21 protein-coding genes are annotated in these 21,448 nt (G+C 43.7%); 20 read left to right on the top strand and 1 reads right to left on the bottom strand.

Going from position 1 to position 21,448, the window contains the following annotated elements:
- Positions 1 to 125: 125 nt before the first annotated feature.
- Positions 126 to 1,157, bottom strand: coding sequence for a S66 family peptidase (locus P5Y91_RS06150; RefSeq protein WP_118396260.1), 1,032 nt, complete (start codon positions 1,155 to 1,157; stop codon positions 126 to 128).
- A 375-nt stretch (positions 1,158 to 1,532) separates the two neighbouring features.
- Between P5Y91_RS06150 and P5Y91_RS06145 the strand changes: the two genes are divergently transcribed.
- The 20 genes from P5Y91_RS06145 (at position 1,533) to P5Y91_RS06050 (ending at position 21,445) form a co-directional block, all read left to right on the top strand.
- Positions 1,533 to 2,801, top strand: coding sequence for a competence/damage-inducible protein A (locus P5Y91_RS06145; RefSeq protein ID WP_277839163.1), 1,269 nt, complete (start codon positions 1,533 to 1,535; stop codon positions 2,799 to 2,801).
- A gap of 120 nt (positions 2,802 to 2,921) precedes the next feature.
- On the top strand, positions 2,922 to 4,067 hold the full coding sequence (gene recA, locus P5Y91_RS06140; protein WP_003002082.1) for a recombinase RecA: 1,146 nt from the start codon (positions 2,922 to 2,924) through the stop codon (positions 4,065 to 4,067).
- 87 nt (positions 4,068 to 4,154) lie between these two features.
- The gene (spx, locus tag P5Y91_RS06135) at positions 4,155 to 4,553 is read left to right on the top strand and encodes a transcriptional regulator Spx (protein WP_003009108.1); all 399 of its coding nucleotides are present in this window, start codon (positions 4,155 to 4,157) and stop codon (positions 4,551 to 4,553) included.
- Between the two features lie 135 nt (positions 4,554 to 4,688).
- Positions 4,689 to 5,285, top strand: coding sequence for an SP0191 family lipoprotein (locus P5Y91_RS06130; protein ID WP_118396264.1), 597 nt, complete (start codon positions 4,689 to 4,691; stop codon positions 5,283 to 5,285).
- Between the two features lie 123 nt (positions 5,286 to 5,408).
- Positions 5,409 to 5,675 (top strand): IreB family regulatory phosphoprotein, encoded by a 267-nt coding sequence (locus tag P5Y91_RS06125; RefSeq protein ID WP_003002070.1) that lies wholly within the window; start codon positions 5,409 to 5,411, stop codon positions 5,673 to 5,675.
- A complete protein-coding gene (ruvX, locus tag P5Y91_RS06120; RefSeq protein ID WP_003014525.1) occupies positions 5,675 to 6,094 on the top strand; it encodes a Holliday junction resolvase RuvX in 420 nt (139 codons plus the stop codon). Before P5Y91_RS06125 ends, ruvX begins: the two co-directional genes overlap by 1 nt.
- A gap of 22 nt (positions 6,095 to 6,116) precedes the next feature.
- Positions 6,117 to 6,422, top strand: a complete 306-nt coding sequence (locus P5Y91_RS06115) for a DUF1292 domain-containing protein (RefSeq protein WP_003001941.1) — start codon at positions 6,117 to 6,119, stop codon at positions 6,420 to 6,422.
- Between the two features lie 358 nt (positions 6,423 to 6,780).
- Complete coding sequence (locus tag P5Y91_RS06110; RefSeq protein WP_118396266.1) at positions 6,781 to 8,013, top strand: bifunctional folylpolyglutamate synthase/dihydrofolate synthase; 1,233 nt, start codon at positions 6,781 to 6,783, stop codon at positions 8,011 to 8,013.
- Between the two features lie 76 nt (positions 8,014 to 8,089).
- Positions 8,090 to 8,500 carry an SP_0198 family lipoprotein gene (locus P5Y91_RS06105; RefSeq protein ID WP_049515005.1) on the top strand — a complete coding sequence of 137 codons (411 nt, stop codon included), beginning with the start codon at positions 8,090 to 8,092 and terminating at the stop codon, positions 8,498 to 8,500.
- 276 nt (positions 8,501 to 8,776) lie between these two features.
- Positions 8,777 to 10,312, top strand: coding sequence for a cardiolipin synthase (gene cls / locus P5Y91_RS06100; protein WP_049515846.1), 1,536 nt, complete (start codon positions 8,777 to 8,779; stop codon positions 10,310 to 10,312).
- Between the two features lie 168 nt (positions 10,313 to 10,480).
- Positions 10,481 to 12,319 carry an MFS transporter gene (locus P5Y91_RS06095; protein ID WP_049515848.1) on the top strand — a complete coding sequence of 613 codons (1,839 nt, stop codon included), beginning with the start codon at positions 10,481 to 10,483 and terminating at the stop codon, positions 12,317 to 12,319.
- 122 nt (positions 12,320 to 12,441) lie between these two features.
- A complete protein-coding gene (gene nrdD / locus P5Y91_RS06090) occupies positions 12,442 to 14,652 on the top strand; it encodes an anaerobic ribonucleoside-triphosphate reductase (RefSeq protein ID WP_024055166.1) in 2,211 nt (736 codons plus the stop codon).
- Positions 14,653 to 14,663: 11 nt separating this feature from the next.
- Positions 14,664 to 14,804: a hypothetical protein gene (locus P5Y91_RS06085; protein ID WP_024055167.1), complete on the top strand. Its 141-nt coding sequence runs from the start codon at positions 14,664 to 14,666 to the stop codon at positions 14,802 to 14,804.
- A gap of 304 nt (positions 14,805 to 15,108) precedes the next feature.
- Positions 15,109 to 15,609 (top strand): GNAT family N-acetyltransferase, encoded by a 501-nt coding sequence (locus P5Y91_RS06080; RefSeq protein ID WP_118396270.1) that lies wholly within the window; start codon positions 15,109 to 15,111, stop codon positions 15,607 to 15,609.
- A gap of 4 nt (positions 15,610 to 15,613) precedes the next feature.
- Entirely contained in the window at positions 15,614 to 16,219 is a 606-nt protein-coding gene (gene nrdG, locus P5Y91_RS06075) for an anaerobic ribonucleoside-triphosphate reductase activating protein (protein ID WP_024055169.1), read from the top strand.
- Between the two features lie 187 nt (positions 16,220 to 16,406).
- Positions 16,407 to 17,876 carry an LCP family glycopolymer transferase CpsA gene (cpsA, locus tag P5Y91_RS06070; protein ID WP_118396272.1) on the top strand — a complete coding sequence of 490 codons (1,470 nt, stop codon included), beginning with the start codon at positions 16,407 to 16,409 and terminating at the stop codon, positions 17,874 to 17,876.
- On the top strand, positions 17,873 to 18,604 hold the full coding sequence (gene cps4B, locus P5Y91_RS06065) for a capsular polysaccharide biosynthesis protein Cps4B (RefSeq protein WP_277839162.1): 732 nt from the start codon (positions 17,873 to 17,875) through the stop codon (positions 18,602 to 18,604). Before cpsA ends, cps4B begins: the two co-directional genes overlap by 4 nt.
- A gap of 44 nt (positions 18,605 to 18,648) precedes the next feature.
- Positions 18,649 to 19,344: a Wzz/FepE/Etk N-terminal domain-containing protein gene (locus P5Y91_RS06060; RefSeq protein ID WP_023919869.1), complete on the top strand. Its 696-nt coding sequence runs from the start codon at positions 18,649 to 18,651 to the stop codon at positions 19,342 to 19,344.
- 12 nt (positions 19,345 to 19,356) lie between these two features.
- Positions 19,357 to 20,049, top strand: coding sequence for a tyrosine-protein kinase (locus tag P5Y91_RS06055; RefSeq protein WP_021154082.1), 693 nt, complete (start codon positions 19,357 to 19,359; stop codon positions 20,047 to 20,049).
- Positions 20,050 to 20,068: 19 nt separating this feature from the next.
- Positions 20,069 to 21,445: a sugar transferase gene (locus tag P5Y91_RS06050; RefSeq protein WP_070665018.1), complete on the top strand. Its 1,377-nt coding sequence runs from the start codon at positions 20,069 to 20,071 to the stop codon at positions 21,443 to 21,445.
- The last annotated feature ends 3 nt before the right edge of the window (positions 21,446 to 21,448 follow it).

Genomic DNA, 21,448 nt, shown 5'->3' with positions numbered 1-21,448 from the left:
CAAGACGCAGTGGTTGAGTGGGCTCTACTACGCTGATTTCATCAGCTTTTACAGCCCTACTCAACTGTGCGGAGGTGGGACGACGAAATCGAATTCTAACGAATTACCGATTTCTGTCCCACTCTCTATTTGTTATAGTCAAAGCGAATGACTTGCTCCGTTGCATCTACATGGGCGTGGACTCCGAAGGGGACAATTGCTCTTGGAGTTGCGTGTCCAACATTTAGATTATAGACAATCGGGATATTGCTATCAATGATATCCAATAGTGCCTCTTTATAGTCGTCATAGAAAGTTTCATCCATAGGTTTTCCGACCAAGAGTCCACTGATGACCTCGAATATACCAGTTTCCTTTAAAGTCCGCAACATCTTTTTGAAGTCTTCAGGATTAGGCTTTTCTTGGCTGGTTTCTAGCAAGAGGATTTTTCCTTCCCAGTCGGATAAGTCAGGGAAAAGTTTGTATTTTTGGCAGAGGTCTGTGCTATCTGCGTGTAGAGAGTTGTCAAAAATATCATAGAGAGACTCAAGACAACCACCGAGGATTTCCCCTTCGAATTGAGCATTGCCTTGTAACAAGTCAAAACCTGTATTTGCATGACTAACACGAGGTGTTCCCAGAGCCTTGGGACTAAAATCAGTCCGTTCCTCGTACCAAACGTTACTAGGGCGAATTTCTGAGATTTTTCCAGTCTCAATCAATTCTTTAAAGTAGTGGCGGCTATATGGCAACATTTCCTTGTCTAATTCACAAATGTCTGCAAAAAAGGATTGCCCATAAAAAGTCTTGATTCCTAGTTTATGCAACATGAGATGGTTCATGGTCGTATCCGAGAAGCCAAGAAAAATCTTTTGCTTGATAACCTTTTGTAGTTGGTCATTTTCAAAAAGATGGGGCAATAAACGATAGGTATCGTTTCCACCGATGGCGCATAAGATCATGTCGATGCTATCATCAGAAAATGCCTGAATCAAATCCTCCGCACGAGCTTCAGGATGTTCTTTGATAAAGTCTAAGCCTTTTAGTGAATGAGGTAAAAAGATAGGATTGAGTCCCAGGTCTTTGAGTCGTTGGACCCCCAAGTCCACTTCATGCTTGACAAAGTCCTCTCCGATAATCCCACTAGATAAACTTATAATACCAATAGTAGAAACCATATCTCATCCTCCTAGAAATAAATTGATGCTATTGTATCACAAAAAATGAGGGGAAACAACAAGAATTAGAGCCAGAAGAAGGCTTTTAGATCAAGAAAGAAGAAAAAAGCAACCGCTCGATATGGTTGCTTCAGAATAGAGATAAGCTCTATCAACAATAGAAAATAGCCCTTTAGAAGTTGATTACCACATAGTTAAAACTATTAGGAATGCTGATGTAATGATATTTCTAAGAGTTTTTACTTTATACTCTAAAAGAAAAAGATTGAAGAAAGTTGTCCAAAATGGACTTTATCTTCAATCTGTTTTTTAAATAATTTAGGAAATTGTGTTAAAATGAAATGAAAATTACGAATAGTATAAGTGGGAGGCACCATGAAGGCGGAAATTATTGCAGTTGGAACGGAAATTTTGACAGGACAAATTGTGAACACCAATGCTCAATTCTTGTCTGAAAAATTAGCTAGTTTAGGGATTGATGTCTATTATCATGTGGCGGTAGGAGACAATGAAGGTCGTCTCTTCTCGACCATTGAGGCAGCTTCAAAGCGCAGTGATTTGGTGATTTTATGCGGTGGACTTGGTCCAACAGAGGATGATTTGACCAAGCAAACCCTTGCTAAGTTTTTAGGGAAAGAACTGGTTTTTGATCCGACAGCGCTTGCCAAACTTGACACCTTCTTTGCGAGTCGCCCTGATTATGTCCGGACGACCAATAATGAGCGACAAGCACAAATGATCGCAGGATCAATCCCTCTTCAAAACCGTACAGGTCTCGCGGTTGGAGGTTTGATTGAAGTTGATGGTGTGACCTATGTCGTTCTACCTGGCCCACCAAGTGAGTTAAAACCCATGGTCAATGAACAATTGGTGCCTCATTTGACGACAGGGGAAGAGCTCTTTTCAAGAGTCTTGCGCTTCTTTGGGATTGGGGAAAGCCAGCTGGTTACGATCCTAGCCGATATCATTGAAAAGCAGAGTGATCCGACGGTGGCTCCTTATGCCAAGACGGGAGAAGTAACCTTGCGTCTGTCTACAAAGGCGAAGGATCAAGCCTCAGCGGATGCTAAGCTCGATGTCTTAGAAAAGGAAATCTTATCACGCCATACCCTGGACCATCAACCCTTGCATAAGTTGTTTTATGGTTATGGGGATGATAATTCGATGGCCAAGGTGGCCTTTGATCTCTTGAAACGGACTGGTAAGACCATTACAGCTGCAGAAAGCCTGACGGCTGGCCTTTTCCAAGGGACTCTGGCAGATTTTTCAGGGGCGTCCAGCATCTTTGCAGGTGGTTTTGTCACCTATAGTCTGGAAGAAAAAAGCAAGATGTTGTCTATTCCAGCTCAAGAGTTAGAGCAACATGGAGTGGTGTCTCACTTTACAGCTCAAGCCATGGCTTCACAGGCCCGTAAGTTAACAGGATCCGATTATGGTGTTAGCCTAACCGGAGTTGCGGGGCCAGATAGTCTAGAAGGGCATCCAGCAGGGACAGTCTTTATCGGACTTGCGACTCCAAATGGAGTGGATAGTGTCCAAGTCAATATCGCTGGACGTAGCCGGGCGGATGTCCGCGAAATTGCAGTCCTTCATGCCTTTAATTTGGTGCGCTTGGCTGTATTAAATGGTGAAAATTTGGTATAATGAAGCTTGTGCCAAATGAAGAATAATTCTAAAAATGGATGGGAAATGTGCCTTTCAAATGACGGAAAACGTCGGTGAGTTGCATGCATTTCCTGTATAGTAAAAACATAGGAGAAAAGAATGGCGAAAAAACAGAAAAAATTAGATGATATCTCTAAGAAATTTGGAGATGAGCGTGAAAAAGCGCTCAATGATGCCCTGAAATTGATCGAAAAAGACTTTGGTAAGGGATCGATCATGCGTTTGGGCGAACGTGCAGAGCAAAAAGTACAAGTCATGAGCTCTGGTTCCTTGGCGCTTGATATTGCCTTGGGTGCTGGTGGTTATCCAAAAGGTCGGATCATCGAAATCTATGGTCCAGAATCATCTGGTAAAACAACCGTTGCCCTCCATGCAGTAGCGCAAGCACAGAAAGAAGGAGGCATTGCTGCCTTTATCGATGCGGAGCATGCCTTGGATCCATCTTATGCAGCAGCTCTCGGAGTCAATATCGACGAACTTCTCTTGTCTCAACCAGACTCAGGGGAACAAGGACTTGAAATTGCTGGTAAATTGATCGACTCTGGTGCGGTTGATTTGGTGGTTGTCGACTCTGTTGCGGCCTTGGTACCTCGTGCGGAAATCGATGGAGATATCGGGGATAGCCACGTTGGTTTGCAAGCTCGGATGATGAGCCAAGCGATGCGTAAGCTTGGAGCTTCTATTAACAAGACCAAGACCATTGCTATCTTTATCAACCAATTGCGTGAAAAAGTTGGGGTCATGTTTGGGAACCCTGAAACCACACCTGGTGGTCGTGCCCTGAAATTCTACGCTTCTGTCCGTCTAGATGTTCGTGGAAATACTCAAATCAAGGGGACTGGGGACCAAAAAGATACCAACGTTGGTAAGGAAACCAAGATCAAGGTTGTGAAGAACAAGGTAGCTCCACCGTTCAAAGAAGCCATGGTTGAAATCATGTACGGAGAAGGAATTTCACGTACAGGTGAATTGGTGAAGATTGCAACAGATTTGGATATCATCCAAAAAGCGGGTGCGTGGTACTCATATAACGGCGAAAAAATTGGTCAAGGATCTGAAAATGCTAAGAAATTCTTGGCTGACCACCCAGAAATTTTTGACGAAATCGACCATAAGGTTCGGGTTCATTTTGGTTTGATCGAAGAAGACGAAGCAGTGAAAACCCTTGATAAAACTGAAGAAGCAGCTCCTGTCGTAGAAGAAGTAACTCTAGATTTAGATGATGCGATTGAAATTGAAGATTAATTTTTTTCAAAATAGGTCGCTAGACTGATGGTTTTTGTGTTATAATTTAATACGATAGTATTATCGTGTGGCGAAAGGAGTGCATGCATGATTAAAATTTATACAGTGTCAAGTTGCACCAGCTGTAAAAAAGCAAAGACTTGGCTCAACGCTCACCAGCTAACTTATAAAGAACAAAACCTCGGTAAGGAAGGGATCACCAAAGAAGAATTATTGGATATCCTTACAAAGACTGAAAATGGAGTGGCAAGTATTGTCTCTTCAAAAAATCGATACGCTAAAAATCTAGGAGTGGACATCGAAGACTTGAGTGTCAATGAAGTCATTGACATCATCATGGAAACACCTCGTATTCTTAAAAGTCCGATCTTGGTAGATGACAAACGTCTCCAAGTGGGCTACAAAGAAGACGATATTCGTGCCTTCTTGCCACGATCAGTTCGAAATGTAGAAAATGCAGAAGCGCGGATGCGTGCAGCTCTTTAAAGTGATTGAAAATCAGAAACAATTTGTTTCTGATTTTTTCTTGTTAAAAATCGGAATGAAAAGCAGTTTACTGCGCCATTTTACCAAATCTATGATACAATATTTTAGAAAACAATAACTAGTAAGGAATGGAAAATGAAAAGGAAAATCTTCTTATTGGGTGCGCTTACCTTGTGTTTGACGGGATGTGGTCAAAAAAAACAAGCGAAAACGCCAAATTCAAGTGAACAAAAGGCAATCCAAGCAAAAGCAGAGCAACTGCAAAAGGATAATAAGAGTATCCTGCAAAAAGCTGAAGAAAATAAAGTCATCACTAGAACCTTTGTCTTTCCAAAAGATGACAAGGGGACACAACAGACGCAAATCGTCACCTATGTGGGGAATACCTTTAAAAAATTGGAGACCATCAATGTGACGGCAACCGATGAGGAGATGAAAAAAGGGATCCAACAGGTTGGAGTAGAGGAAGCACAAAAGCAGTTGAGAGAATCCTTTAACAAGGATGATGCCTTTAAGGAAGCTTTGACAGTACCAGGTTTCACAGCTGATTTGACCTTGGAAAATGAGAATGAATATAAGGTGACGATCACCTATGACTTTGAAGCGATGGATGTGAAGAAGGCCGAAGGTATGACCTACTTCAAAAATAATCACTTACCAGAGTTGTTGAAGTTGACACCGAGTCAATTTGCGGACAATCTTATCAATGCTGGAGCAAGTGAGCAAAAATAAAAAACAGTTTAGCTAAAATAGCTCAAAAATGCTTGAAAAAGCTGTAAAATCAAGGGCTTGACCGTTGTGGAAAACTCTTGATTATGGTATAATAGTAATATTCTAAGGAAAGAGGGTGTTTTTGTGGGATTTACAGATGAAACAGTACGTTTTAATCTTGATGATTCAAATCGTAAGGAAATTAGCGAGACCTTGAAAGATGTTTACTTGTCACTGGATGAAAAAGGCTACAATCCAATTAATCAAATCGTAGGATACGTACTCAGTGGTGATCCTGCCTATGTACCTCGTTATAATAATGCACGGAACCAAATTCGTAAATATGAACGAGATGAGATCGTGGAAGAATTGGTACGTTATTATTTGAAAGGGCAAGGAATAGACCTCTAATGAGAATTATGGGATTGGATGTTGGCTCAAAGACCGTCGGGGTTGCTGTGAGTGATCCTCTCGGTTTTACAGCTCAGGGTCTTGAAATCATCCAAATCGATGAAGACAAAAAAGAATTCGGTTTGGAGCGCTTGGCCGAATTAGTAGCTCAATACAAGGTAGACCGTTTTGTTGTGGGCTTGCCGAAAAACATGAACAATACCAGCGGACCACGTGTGGAAGCCAGTCAGGCTTACGGCACGATGATTGCTGAAAAGTTTGGCTTGCCAGTCGACTACCAAGATGAACGGTTGACAACAGTTGCTGCAGAGCGGATGTTGATTGAGCAAGCAGATATTAGCCGTAGCAAACGTAAAAAAGTTATTGATAAGTTAGCAGCGCAGCTTATTTTACAAAATTATTTAGATCGCAATTTTTAGAAAGAAAACGAGGAAGAATAGTATGGCACATGATCATAACCACGACCATGAAGAACGTGAATTAATTACATTGGTGGATGAACAAGGAAATGAAACCTTGTTTGAAATTCTTTTGACCATTGATGGCAAAGAAGAATTTGGAAAGAACTATGTCCTTTTGATCCCTGCAAATGCAGAAGAAGATGAAAACGGCGAAGTTGAAATCCAAGCTTATTCATTTACAGAAAACGAAGACGGAACAGAAGGCGACCTTCAACCAATCCCAGAAGACTCAGATGCAGAATGGGATATGATCGAAGAAGTCTTCAACAGCTTTATGGAGGAGTAAAAACATCCAGTGGATGTTTTTACCCCAACTCCAAGAAATTAGAAAGAGTTGGTAAGTCCGGGGGATGTTTTTACCCTTGCGCTAGAAACAAAGACCGCAAGTAAGTCCGGTGGACGTTTTTAGCCCAGCTCCTTGAAATACGAGAGAGCTGGTAAGTCTGGGAGACTGTATCACCTCAACTCCTAGAAACTAGAAAGAGTTGAAACATCCGGTGGATGTTTTTAGCCCTGCTTTAAGAAGCAAGAAAAAGCAGGAAGTCCGATGGACCTGCTGTAAAAATGAGAAAGAAATAACTACAAAAGAAAGGAGCGCAAACGTCAGAAGAGGTTTTGTCGCTTTTTTCTTTTAGGAGGAAGATGTGAATAAGATTGAGCAATGGATGAATAGTCGGATCGGTCTGAATTTTCGATCGGGACTGGATCGTATGGAGCAGGCAGTGAGCCTTTTAGGGAGGCCGGATAAGGCTTACCCGATCCTTCATGTGACAGGAACCAATGGGAAGGGATCGACGATCGCCTTTCTGCGCCAATTGTTGATGGCTCATGGGAAGAAAGTTGGAACCTTTACTTCTCCTCATATGATCAGTATCCATGATCGGATTTGTATTGGGGATCAGCCAATTTTGGATGAAGATTTTACTCGGATCGGTCAAGAGGTGCAGCAGATGGAGCAGACCCTACTCCAAACTCAGGATCAACTCTCTTATTTTGAGATTATCTGCCTCATGGCCCTCTTGTATTTTAAGGAACAAGGAGTAGACGTGGTCCTGCTGGAAGTTGGTATCGGAGGGCTTCTAGATACGACCAATGTAGTGACGGGAGAGATCGCAGTGATCACTTCGGTTGGCCTGGATCACCAGGAAACACTGGGAGGGACGATTGCGGAAATCGCCCAGCAAAAGGCAGGAATCTTTAAGAAGGGCAAGACAGCTGTTGTGGGTCCCTTGTCGGATGATGCTATAGCTGTTTGTCAAGAAAAAGCGGAGCAATTGGCTGTGGCTCTCCACGCCTTCCAGAAAGATTTTGGGTTAGAGCAGGACCGTTTTTGGAATGAACGTGTGGAACTTGTCTTGCCGTCTCTGGGTTTGAAGGGTGATTACCAACGGGAAAATGCTGCAGTAGCTCTAGAAGCCTTTTTCCTCTATATGGAAGGCCAAGATCAAGAAGTGGATATGGATCAGGTCAAGCTGGCCTTACAAGAGACGCGGTGGCCGGGACGTCTAGAGTTGTTTGGCGACCAGGTGTATCTGGATGGCGCCCATAATCCTCATGCTATGTTGCGCTTGATCGAGTTTGCCAATAGCTTAGCAGGAAAGCGCGTGAAGATTTTATTTGGAGCCCTCAAGCGAAAAGATTATAGCGGGATGCTCCAAACGCTTCAAGCGGGATTGCCGGAAGCTGAATTGATTTTGACGACCTTCCATTACGGGGAAGTGGTGGCACAAGGCGACCGACAAGACCTGCCCTATGTAGCTGACTACAAGGCCTATATCAAAGAATTTATGGATCAGAGTCCTTCAGATGAAGTCTTATTTGTGACAGGATCCTTGTATTTTATTGCGGAAGTAAGGGCATTTTTATTAGAGGGGTAAACAATTGACCTAGAGACTTTCTTAGCGTATACTGGTGGTAGATGGTATACGGTTATGGCGAAAGGAGTCGATCTTAATGAAAAAAATCATGTCTATAATGACCTTGGCAGTAGCCCTTTTCCTGACTGCTTGTAGCCAGCAAGAAAAAGCGACACAGACTTCGAGCAAACAGACGTCTGCTTCATCACAGACTGTGACGTCAGCGAGTGAAGAACAGAAAGAAGGGGTGTCCATAGATGGCAGTTATCGTGGACAGGACGAGGAAAATACGATCCTCTTGGTGGTGACGGGTCGAAAAGGCACGTTTACGGTGCAAGATGCTGATGGAGAAGAAGAGGCCAAAGAGGTTAGTATTGATCCGGTCAATCAATCCATGCGTATCGGAGATGAGCCTTATCGCTATCGGATCGAAGGAAATCAGTTGTCGCTAGAAGACTTGGAACAAGCAGAGGATGATCAAGGGATTATTGTCCTGACCAAGCAATAAGGGACGAGACAAGAGAGAGTGGGACAGAAATCGGTAATTCGTTAGAATTCGATTTCGTCGTCCTACCTCCGCAAAGTTGAGTAGGGTTGAAAAAGCTGACGAAATCAGCGTAGTAGAGCCCGCTCAACCACTGCGTCTTGCTCGACAATCCAAAAATAATTGAGAGGCTAGGACTTTTGTCCCACTCTCTTTTTGTTTGTCTAGAAGGGGCTTGGTTGGTCGTTGCAACGGGTAAAAAGAATTGGTATACTAGTAGAAAGAAAAAAGGAGGATGCTGTGACCTTTCGAAAATTACGTCTATTAATGTCCAAATATGGATTTAGTATTTTGTTTATGGGCTTTGAACTATGGGCATCCTTTGCGGCCTTCTTCTGGCTCAATAGATGGTTCCCTCATTGGCTATCTGTTGCAGTCATTGGGCTCTTATATGTGTCGACAATCTTAGCTATTGTTAATCGAAATACCCCGCCTGAAAATAAGGTGACCTGGCTCTTGATTGCCGTCATTCCTGTCTTTGGATCGCTTTTATACCTCATGTTTGGAGAGCGACGTTTGTCCAAAAAGGAAATGATCCAGCTGAAAAATATGGAGTCCATGAAGTTTCGAGAGGACAATAGTCATCAGTTGCGTAAGGAGCTCAAGCAAGAAAGCAAGGCGGTTTATGGCTTGGTCAAGTCGATTTTATCCATGGATCACAATGCGGATCTCTACAATGGGACGGCATCAACCTTTTACCCTCTAGGGGAGGAGATGTATGAGCAACTACTAGAGGATCTGAGAGCGGCGAAAAAATTTATCTTCATCGAGTTTTACATCATTGATGAGGGCTTGATGTGGAACAGTATCCTAGAGATTTTAGAGCAGAAAGTGAAAGAGGGGGTCGAAGTCAAACTCCTTTATGACGACATCGGCTGTATGGCAACCTTGGCTGGGAACTATACCAAACGATTGCGAAAGATGGGGATTGATGCCCATAAGTTTAACAAGGTGATCCCCCGTCTAACAGTGGCTTATAACAACCGAGACCACCGTAAGATCTTGGTCATTGATGGCCAGATCGGCTATACGGGTGGTGTCAATTTGGCAGACGAGTACATCAACCACATTGAGCGGTTTGGTCACTGGAAGGACAGTGCCATTCGTTTAGATGGACGAGCTGTTAAGGCCTTAACGCGACTCTTCCTCATGAACTGGTACATCAACCGTGGGGAAATCGAGGATTTTGACCGCTACCATATTGAAAATAAGGCGGTCGAAGGAGAAGGGCTCTACATTCCCTATGGGAGTGGACCAAAACCGATTTACAAGTCGCAGGTTGGAAAGACAGTCTATCAAAATATGATTAACCAGGCGACGGATTACGTCTATATCACGACTCCTTACTTGATCATCGATTATGATTTGACAGAAGATATCCGCAATGCGGCCCTTCGTGGGGTGGATGTTCGCATCGTGACCCCGTATATTCCGGATAAAAAATTGATCCAAATCGTAACCCGTGGGGCATACTTGGATCTGATGGACGCTGGTGTGAAAATCTATGAGTACACACCTGGTTTTGTCCACAGTAAGCAAGTTCTTGCCGATGATGAAATGGCGGTTGTAGGGTCGATTAACTTTGATTACCGCAGTTTGGTCCATCACTATGAAAATGCTGTCTGGATGTATCGGACGCCTGCCTTGAAAAAGATTCGTGAGGACTTTGACCATATCTTTGAAGTGTCTCAAGAAATTACAGAGGATACCTTCCGCTTTACATGGCACCAAAGCTTAATCAAGGAAATTATGCAATTGTTCGCACCGATGTTGTAAATGTATAAAAACGAAAATCAGAGTCAGGAATCGAGATGCCTGACTCTTTTTCCATAGGACTATGTGGCAAGAGGCTGACATGGTCGGCAGAATTTGGTATACTAGAGAAGATAATGGGCTTTTTTCTAAAAGGAAAGAGCAGAGGAATAGCGAAGAAAAGGAAAAAGAATGAGCGAAAAAGAGCAAGAAATGACTTCGAAAAAGTTAGGGCTTCACGTGGGAGACAGTTTTCAGGATACACGTGAAATTCGCGAAGTGCTAGATAAATCAGTCTTTCGTGAAGAAGAGCCGACTCATAGCCAGCAGGCAGAAGTCTTGGAGGAGCCGGTTGCAATGGAGGCATCAGAGGAAATTAGTGATGCCAAGCCAGAAGCAGTAGCAGAACCTACACAAGAATCTGAACAGGAAGCGGAGCAAACGCTCAGTCGGATGAGTCGTCGTTCGCGTAAGGCGGGAGTTGAAGCGGCAAAAGCGGAAGCATCTAAGGTAGAAGAGAATACGGAAGAGCTAGAAGCAGATGTGGCAGTTGAGCCGATCCGTCGTCAATCCAAGCGTCCAGTGCCCCTAGCGATTCCTTTTGTGTTGAGTCTCTTGATTAGTTTACTGCATGTCGGGGTGCCATTTTTAACCCGTTTTGCAACCAATCAACAATCTCAAAACTTGTATGCTGGCTGGGCAATGACCAAGGGTCAAGTACCGTTTGGTGATTTTTACGGAACCAATGGTCTGCTCTATTATGCAATCAACTGGTTGGGAAGTTTAGCTGGTGGACATTGGATCTTGATGATCCTTCAAGCGATTGCCCTCTTCTTTGCGGGGACTTACCTCTATCGGGTTGTGCGCTTGCTGGTGTCTGATAAAGATACAGCGAAGAATGTCCAGTTACTCTTTTATTTCTTGGTGTTAGGCCTTGGTTTTGGAGGGACTTATGTGACTCTCTTTAGCCTTCCAATCCTATTTGCCAGCATGAATTTCATTTTGGCTTATTTGATTGGGCATCGTAAGGATGAAGGCTTTATCCTTTATGGTGCGATTGCAGCTGTGGCTTTCCTGATTGATCCGATGACCAGTGCCTTGTTTTATTTGTTGGCCTTCCTTGGATTAACAGCCTTTAACATCAAGCAGAAGAGATGGGCGCGTGGCTTTTATCAACTGCTAGCAGCTCTCCTTGGTTTTTCACTCGTCTTTTATCCAATTGGCTATATCACCGTTTTGAATCAGACTTTTGGCTATGCCATTAACCAAGTAACCTATGTCTTTAATGCCTTGAATTTTAGCAATGGACAGACCTTCAGTAATGCCATTTATTATGGACTGTTGGCGCTGGCCTTTGGTCTGGTCTCTGCCTTTTTGATGTCCTTTACGAAGCAAAATAGCAGTGCTCGCCGGATCTTCCGCTTTATGGGATGGGCAGGTAGCCTGGTAGTCCTCATCGTGTCTATTGGTCTTCCGGAGCAAGGCGCTTACCAATTGTTGCCAATGTTGCCATTTGTTCTTCCTTTGTTTGCGATCTGGTTCTCACGAGATGGGGAAGAAAACGATGGGATCGAACGTCGTGGTCGGAAGAAGAAAAACAAGGAAGTTTGGGCCGCTTACTTTACAAGCCAAGTTTTCTTACCGCTAGTAGCCCTTGTCTATCTGTTGGCGAATCCGGTGGTTCAAGATGTTGTGCTTCAGTCTGGTCAATCCAGTGAACGGAGCGCTATTGCCAGCTACATTAAAAATCACACCAAGTCGAAAGATACCATTTATGCTTGGGATGCGACAGCTACTCTCTATCAAGAAAGTGATCGTTTGGCAGCTTCTGCCTTATTGACCCCAATGTCTTATCTGGGAATTAATGAAAATCGGACCAATGTGATCCAACAAATCGATCGGTCTGAACCGAAGTATATTGTGGTCAACAATCAGGTGGAGTTGACCTCCAATATGAAGGACTTGCTCAAAGAAAATTATCGTCTGGTTGAGAAGAAATACCGTCATTTCAAACTCTATCAACGCTCTTAAGAAAATCAATATCTTGTGTTTTAGAAAGTTTTTTAGAATTTTCACCACAAGATATTGATTTTTATTTTTGGAGTGGTATAATACAACTTGTATGTAAATAAATGAAGAGAGGCATGTTTGGTATGATCACCTTGAGAGAAGAAAAACTGAGAATGGCCCCGGATATTTTTGTTGAAAAACGAGATGGCCGTCGTGTTCAATTCGATGTTGAAAAAATTTATAAAGCCTTGTTGAAGGCGACAGAAGAAGTGACTTCTCTCACTCCAGTGATGGAAGCCAAACTAGAAGCCATTGTCGATCGTGTGATCGCAGAGATCTTGGAACGTTTTCCAAATGGCGTGAAGATCTATGAGATCCAAAACGTTGTTGAACATGAATTGCTTCAAGCCAACGAATATGCGATTGCTGAGAGCTACATTACTTATCGGACTCAGCGGGATTTTGAGCGCTCAAAAGCGACGGATATCAACTTTACGATTGGAAAACTCCTCAACAAGGACCAAGCGGTTGTCAATGAAAATGCCAATAAGGACAGCGATGTCTTTAATACGCAACGGGATTTGACGGCGGGGATCGTTGGTAAGTCTATTGGTCTTAAAATGTTGCCTAAACACGTAGCCAATGCCCACCAAAAAGGGGATATCCACTACCATGATTTGGACTATAGCCCTTATACACCGATGACCAACTGCTGTTTGATCGATTTTGAAGGCATGCTCAGAAATGGCTTTAAGATTGGGAATGCAGAAGTAGAAAGTCCTAAGTCTATCCAAACTGCAACGGCTCAAATCTCGCAGATTATTGCCAATGTAGCTTCTAGTCAGTACGGGGGGTGCTCAGCTGACCGGATCGATGAGGTCCTGGCCCCTTATGCAGAAAAGAACTACCAAAAACACTTGGCAGATGCCAAAGAGTGGGTGCTTCCTGAAAAGCAGGAGGACTATGCTTGGAGCAAGACTCAAAAAGATATCTATGATGCCATGCAATCGCTGGAATATGAGATCAATACCCTCTTTACCTCAAACGGACAAACTCCCTTTACTTCGCTTGGTTTTGGTCTTGGGACCAATCGCTTCGAGCGGGAAATCCAAAAGGCGATTTTGGAAATCAGAATCAAGGGACTTGGATCGGAACATCGGACCGCTATCTTTCCAAAACTGATCTTTACCCTTAAGCGGGGGCTCAACCTAGAACTTGGAACTCCTAACTATGATATCAAGCAATTGGCCTTGGAATGTGCAACGAAGCGTATGTATCCAGACGTTTTGTCTTATGACAAGATTGTCGAGTTGACAGGCTCCTTCAAGGTGCCGATGGGATGTCGCTCTTTCCTTCAAGGTTGGAAGGACGAGAATGGTGTGGAAGTTAATTCTGGCCGGATGAACCTAGGGGTTGTGACAGTCAATTTACCTCGGATTGCCTTGGAATCAGGCGGAGACAAGGAGAAGTTCTGGCAAATCTTTAATGAACGGATGAACATCGCTGAAGATGCCTTGGTTTACCGGGTGGAACGCACCAAAGAAGCGACACCAGCTAATGCGCCGATTCTCTACCAATATGGGGCTTTCGGAAAACGCTTGGGCAAGTATGACCAGGTAGATCAGCTCTTCCGTCATCGCAGAGCAACTGTTTCTCTGGGCTATATCGGACTCTATGAAGTCGCAACCGTCTTTTATGGTCCAAATTGGGAACACAATTCAGAAGCCAAACAATTCACGATCGATATCATCAAGGATATGAAAGCGCGTGTGGAAGAATGGTCTGACCAGTATGATTACCACTTCTCTATCTATTCGACTCCGTCAGAAAGCTTGACAGACCGCTTCTGTCGCCTAGATACGGAGAAATTTGGTAAGGTTCCGGATATCACAGACAAGGAATACTACACCAATAGTTTCCACTACGATGTTCGTAAGAACCCAACGCCATTTGAGAAGTTGGATTTTGAGAAAGTTTATCCTGAAGCAGGTGCGTCTGGTGGCTTTATCCACTATTGTGAATACCCTGTGCTCCAACAAAATCCAAAAGCCCTTGAAGCGGTTTGGGATTATGCCTATGACCGGGTCGGTTATCTCGGAACCAATACGCCGATTGACCGTTGTTACAAGTGTGATTTTGAAGGAGATTTCACGCCGACTGAGCGCGGATTTGCTTGTCCAAACTGTGGTAATAGCGATCCGAAAACGGTTGATGTGGTCAAACGGACCTGTGGTTATCTAGGAAACCCGCAAGCTCGTCCCATGGTCAATGGCCGTCATAAGGAAATCGCTGCACGGGTCAAACACATGAATGGATCCACTATCAAATCAGCTGGACACCAAGTGACAGATTAGAAAAGGACATTATGGGAAAATACCAATTAGATGATAAAGGCAAGGCTCAGGTTCAACGATTCCACGAGAAGCATTCAAAGGGTGGAATCAATAAAAAAGACCGAGTAGCCAGCCTGAGAGAACAATTTCTAAAAAAGGCTAAGAAAAAATAAAAGTGAGAGTTCTCGCTTCATATTGAAGATGAAATTCTCTTTTGAGACTTTCCTTGGGTGGGTACGGACGTCAGCGAACTTCGAAGAAGTTCCATGACTAATTATTGAGCCTAGGGTCTCAATAATTCCGGATGCCTGAAACTTGTTAGTTTCAGGCATTTTTCCCACGGGATTCTAAAAAAAGTTTAATAAATAAGCGTCACCTTATTGATTCAGTATTTATTAACTCATTTTATTAAAAATGATTGTTTATGTTGTGAAGTGAGAGTCCGCTCTCGCTTTTCTCGTATGGGGGGAGGTAAAGATGGAACTACGTAGACCAACTTTAGCAGATAAAGAAACCATTCTAAGCATGGTGGCAGAGTTCGAAGAGACCCAATCGGCTCATGACGGCGACTTTTGGGATGCTGAAGCTTTTGTTTACGAAGCCTGGTTGGAAAGTAATCGTGACATGGAAATGGGGCTAGGAATTCCGGAAGGTTGGGTTCCTGCTGTTCAGTTAGTCGCTTTTGCAAGAGACGGTCAAGCGGTTGGCTTTCTCAATCTCCGCTTGCGCCTGAGTGCATATCTCCTGGAGGAGGGTGGCCACATTGGCTACTCCATCCGTCCCTCTGAAAGGGGCAAGGGCTATGCAAAAGAAGCTCTTCATCAAGGTCTGCAAGTGGCTAAAGAAAAGAACATTCATCGTGCTCTGGTGACTTGTAGCACGGAAAATCCTGCCAGTCGAGCTGTTATTTTAGCTAATGGCGGTCAATTTGAAGATGTTCGTAATGGAACGGAGCGGTATTGGATAGAGGTGGACTAGAAGGATGACATGGAATACACCAAAACCAGGAGAGTGGAAGAGTGAGGAACTGAGTCAAGGGCGCATCATCGACTACAAGGCCTTTAACTTTGTGGATGGAGAAGGAGTGCGCAACTCCCTCTACGTAGCAGGTTGCATGTTTCACTGTGAGGGCTGTTACAATGTAGCGACCTGGTCTTTCAATGCAGGCATTCCCTATACCAAAGAGTTAGAAGAGCAGATCATGGAAGATCTGGCCCAACCCTATGTCCAAGGCTTAACCTTGCTAGGAGGAGAGCCATTTCTTAATACAGGTATTCTTTTACCCCTTGTAAAACGTATTCGGAAAGAATTGCCGGAAAAAGATATTTGGTCTTGGACGGGCTACACTTGGGAAGAAATGATGTTAGAAACGCCTGATAAACTGGAGCTCTTGTCGCTGATTGATATCCTGGTGGATGGGCGCTATGATAAAAGCAAGCGGAACCTCATGTTGCAGTTCCGTGGGTCTTCCAACCAGCGGATTATTGATGTTCAAAAATCATTGAAAGAAGGAAAGGTTGTCATCTGGGACAAGCTCAATGATGGCAAGGAAAGTTTTGAGCAAGTCAAGCGGGATGATCTTTTGTAGGATCTTCAAAAACCGGGTGTTTCACCCGGTTTTTTTGGATTCTCTGCATAAGTATACAAGGGATTTTGCTTGTTTTTGAAAACGCTTACTTTCCAAATGTCCATAATGGACAAAAAAGTGATAATTAATGCATTTTTTGCTAAAAATATGTTACAATAAACATGATTAGGACTAATTGGAGGTATTTATGTCACAAAGGAGACGGAGTCGTCGTTCAGAACATAAGTGGGGGCAATTGCGAATCATTAATTCCGTATTGCTTATTTTTTTGCTTATGACTGCAAGTTGGGCGACCTATACTATGTTGGCCAATAACATCTTGGCTTTTCGCTATGTCAATGTTCTCGTGATTGCACTACTAGCTCTTCTCTTGCTCTTATCAGCTTGGTTTGTGATCAAAAATCAGGCCAAAAAGACAACTTTGGTCTTGCTTCTTGTCGGCTTATTGGCTAGTTCGGGAGTTTTGTTTGCTAGTCAACAGCTGCTAAATCTGACGAGCAATGTCAATGGCCATTCTAACTATACAGAGTTTGAGATGGCTGTCTATGTCAAGAAAGACAGTGACATCAAAGACATCAAAGAAATCAAGGAAGTGGTGGCACCAAAGGGCAACAATAATGAAGCCAATCTCACGGCCCTCTTGGACAATATCAAAAAGACCAAGGGTCAGGAAATTTCTGTAGTCGATGCACAGACTTATCTAGATGCCTATAAGAGCCTGCAAGAAGGGAATGCTTCTGCCATGGTGCTCAACAGTACCTTTGAAGATACTATCGCTGCTGAAGATGCCGACTATGCGAAGAAGTTGAAGAAAATCTATTCCTACAAGATTCGAAAAGAAGTAGCAGCGACGAGCAAGGTGTCTGCCAATGCGGATGTCTTTAACATCTATGTCAGCGGGATCGATACCTATGGCCCAGTAACCTCGGTTTCACGTTCAGATGTCAATATCATCATGACTGTCAATCGGAAGACCAAACAAGTCCTATTGACAACGACACCACGGGATGCCTATGTACCGATTGCAGATGGTGGCAACAACCAGAACGATAAGTTGACCCATGCGGGGATCTACGGAGTAGATGCTTCGATCCATACTCTTGAGAATCTCTATGATATCAAGCTCAACTATTATGTTCGTCTCAATTTCACCTCCTTCCTCAAGTTGATTGACCTTCTAGGGGGAATCGATGTGGAAAATGACCAAGAATTCACGAGCCTTCATGGCAAGTTCCATTTCCCAGTTGGAAAGGTTCATTTGAATTCAGAGCAAGCCCTCGGTTTTGTTCGCGAACGCTACTCTCTTCAAGGTGGCGACAATGATCGTGGGAAAAACCAAGAAAAAGTCATTGCGGCCATTATCAAAAAATTGACCTCTACCAAGGTCTTAAGCAACTACAATGAGATTATCGGAAACCTCCAAGATTCTGTCCAAACCAATATGCAGTTGCCGACTATGATGAACTTGATCAATACCCAGTTAGAAACGGGTGGTTCTTATGAGGTGACATCTCAAGCGATTACCGGTCAAGGACGAAATGACTTGCCGTCTTATGCTATGCCTGGTTACAACCTCTATGTTATGGAGTTGGATCAAGCCAGCTTGACCAAGGCTAAGGAAACCATTCAAAAAGTAATGGAAGGAAAAGAAAAATGATTGATATCCACTCGCACATCGTCTTTGATGTGGATGATGGACCAAAGACAAGAGAAGATACGCGTGCCTTATTGGAAGAAAGCTATCGTCAAGGGGTACGGACCATTATCTCCACTTCTCATCGTCGCAAGGGGATGTTTGAAACTCCCGAAGAAAAGATTTCTGAAAATTTTCAAGAAGTGAAAAAAATTGCAACAGAGGTCGCGCCAGATTTAACGATTCATTACGGGGCAGAGATCTACTTTACCAATGATGTCTTGAAAAAACTGGAAGAAAAGATCATTCCACGTTTGGCAGAGACGCGCTTTGCACTAATTGAATTCAGCATGGGAACACCTTACAAGGACATTCATACGGCCTTGGACCGTTTGCTCCATCTAGGTGTGACACCGGTGGTGGCCCATATCGAGCGCTACAAGTGCTTGGAGAAAAATGAGGAGCGCGTGCAAGAGATGATTGACATGGGCTGCTACATGCAGATCAATAGTTCCAGTGTTCTCAAGCCTCGCCTCTTTGGGGATGAGCAAAAACAACTCAAAAAACGAGCTCGGTACTTCTTAGAAAAAGACTTGGTGCACTTTGTGGCCAGTGATATGCACAATGTGGATAAACGACCGCCTTATATGGCAGAAGCCTATCGTTTGATCAAGGAAGAATACGGAGAACAACGAGCACAAGCTCTCTTTGTCAGCAATCAAGAACTCTTGTTAGCGGATGAATTAATCTAACCAGGAAACAGGTGGAGAGATCCACACGAAGGAGTAATTAGGAAATGAACAATCAAGAAAATCAAGCAGTGGAAATTGATGTTTTCGCTATGCTGAAGACCCTATGGAAACGCAAGTTTTCGATCGTTTTGGTCGCTCTTGTCTTTGCCATTGCAGCATTTGGATACAGTGCCTTTTTAGCCAAGAAAGAATACCAAAGTACTAGCCGGATCTACGTGGTCAGTCGTCAAAACCAAGACAACAATGCCTTGACAAACTCTGATTTGCAGGCGGGTTCTTACTTGGTTAAGGACTACCGTGAAATCATTCTTTCTCAAAATGTCTTGAGCCAAGCCATCGAAGAATTGAAACTCGATATGACACCTGCTGAGTTGTCGAAAAAGATCAGTGTATCCGTTCCAACAGATACTCGTATCCTTTCGATTACGGCTAAGGACGGAAATCCAAAAGAGGCAGCTCGTATTGCCAATGGCCTTCGGAATGTAGCAGCTGAAAAGATCATTGCTGTGACCAAGGTGTCAGATGTTACGACCTTGGATGAAGCAGAAGTGCCTCAATCACCTTCCTCACCAAATATCCGACGCAATGTCCTTCTTGGCTTCATTGCTGGAGCAGGCCTCATGGTGGTTCTCATGGTCGTAGTAGAAGTCTTGGACGATCGTGTCAAGAGACCAGAAGATATCGAAGAGTTGATGGGCTTAACCTTACTTGGTATTGTGCCAGATATTAAGAAACTGTAGACTGGGGATCGCATGAATACGTTAGAAATTTCAAAAAATAAATTACAAGAAATTCGGAAGGCAGAAGAATACTTCAATGCCCTTGCGACGAATATCCAATTGAGTGGGGTGGACTTAAAAGTCATCGCTATCTCATCTGTTCAAGAAAATGAAGGGAAATCAACCACTTCAACCAACTTGGCCGTTGCCTTTGCGCGTGCGGGTTACAAGACCCTCTTGGTCGACTGTGATATCCGGAACTCTGTCATGACAGGGATTTTCCGTAGTCGGGATAAGATCCAAGGCTTGACCGACTTCTTATCTGGTCGTAGTCAATTGGACCAAATCTTGTATGCGACTGATTTTCCAAACTTGGATATCATCGAGTCTGGACAGGTCGCACCAAACCCAACAGGTCTCTTGCAAAGCAAGAACTTCACTGTGATGATGGATGCCTTGCGTGAACATTTTGACTACATCATTGTCGATACGCCTCCAATTGGGGTCGTGATCGATGCGGCGATTATCGCCCAACGCTGTGATGGAACTGTCTTGATCACAGAATCTGGTGCCAATGGACGCAAGGCTGTCCAAAAGGCCAAGGACCAATTAGAACAAACAGGCACACCTTTCTTGGGAGTAGTGCTCAATAAATTTAACATTAAAGCTGCTGAGTATGGTTCATATGGTGGATATGGATCTTACGGAGAGTACGGGAAAAAGTAAAGAATAGGATTGAGGGAAAATGGGAGAAGAAAGAATTGAACTGGAAAAACTAAATATTGTTCTCTTTCAAAGTTTAGCTGTCCTATTTTCAGCTTACATTGTGAGTCTTTTTAAGGATGCAGAATACACGTCGCAGACAATTGCCATTCTCTATCTCTTGCATTTTGTAGCCTTTTACATTAGCAATATTGCTTATCGTTTTTATAGCAGAGGCTATCTAGATGAGCTCTTTCAGGTCTTGAAATACAATGTATTTTTCGCTGTTGGGATCACCTTTACCTCTTTTATGCTCGATGGGGTCTTTTCCATCTCTCGTCGAGGGATGATCTACTTCTTTCTTTTCAATACGTTTTCCGTCTATATCATGGACCTCTTGCTCAAGAGATACCGGAAGTCTGTTTCACCACGGCGGAAAAGCTCGCGAAAGATTTTCTTGATCACAGCGACCAGTCGGATGGAAAAGGTATTTGATATTCTGCATTCACCTAGCCTCTATCATGGGGAACTGATCGGTGTCACCGTCATGGATGATACGGATTTCACCCATTCGGGTGTACGGGTGGTGCAGCCGGATCAAATGATGAACTTTGTGACCAAGGAAGTGGTGGATGAAGTGTTTATTAATCTGCCAAGTGAGGACTACAATATTAGTGACTTGGTCTCGGAGTTTGAGAGTATGGGGATCGATGTATCGGTTAATCTCAATGCCTTTAACTTCGCTTCCTTGGGCAATAAACGGGTTCGAGAAGTCGGGGGATTAAGTGTCGTCACTTTCTCAACCAATTTCTACAAGCCGAGTCACGTCTTTGCTAAACGTCTCTTGGATATTGCGGGAGCCCTCTTTGGTCTCTTGATTTGTGGACTAGTGAGTATCGTTTTGGTCCCTCTAATCCGTAAAGATGGCGGCCCTGCCTTCTTTGTACAGAAGCGGGTCGGAAAGAACGGACGGTATTTCAACTTCTATAAATTCCGCTCCATGCGCGTGGATGCCGAAGAGATTAAAAAAGATCTGATGGCGCAAAACACCATGACGGGTGGGATGTTTAAGATGGAAAACGATCCACGGGTAACCCCAGTCGGACGCTTTATCCGTAAGACCAGTCTGGATGAATTGCCACAATTTTACAATGTGTTGATCGGTGATATGAGTCTAGTCGGAACTCGTCCTCCAACGGTAGACGAATACCAAGACTATACGCCAGCCCAAAAACGCCGACTCAGTTTCAAGCCAGGGATTACAGGCCTTTGGCAAGTGAGCGGACGCAGTGAGATTACAGATTTTGACGAAGTGGTCAAACTCGACGTTGCGTATATGGATGGTTGGACGATCTGGAGAGATATTCAGATCCTGCTCAAGACCGTGAAGGTTGTACTTAGAAAAGAAGGAGCGAAGTAGGCT

The sequence above is a fragment of the Streptococcus taoyuanensis genome, from assembly GCF_029589235.1.
In the GTDB taxonomy this organism is placed as follows: domain Bacteria; phylum Bacillota; class Bacilli; order Lactobacillales; family Streptococcaceae; genus Streptococcus; species Streptococcus taoyuanensis.
This window is presented reverse-complemented; position numbering and strand designations above follow the sequence as displayed.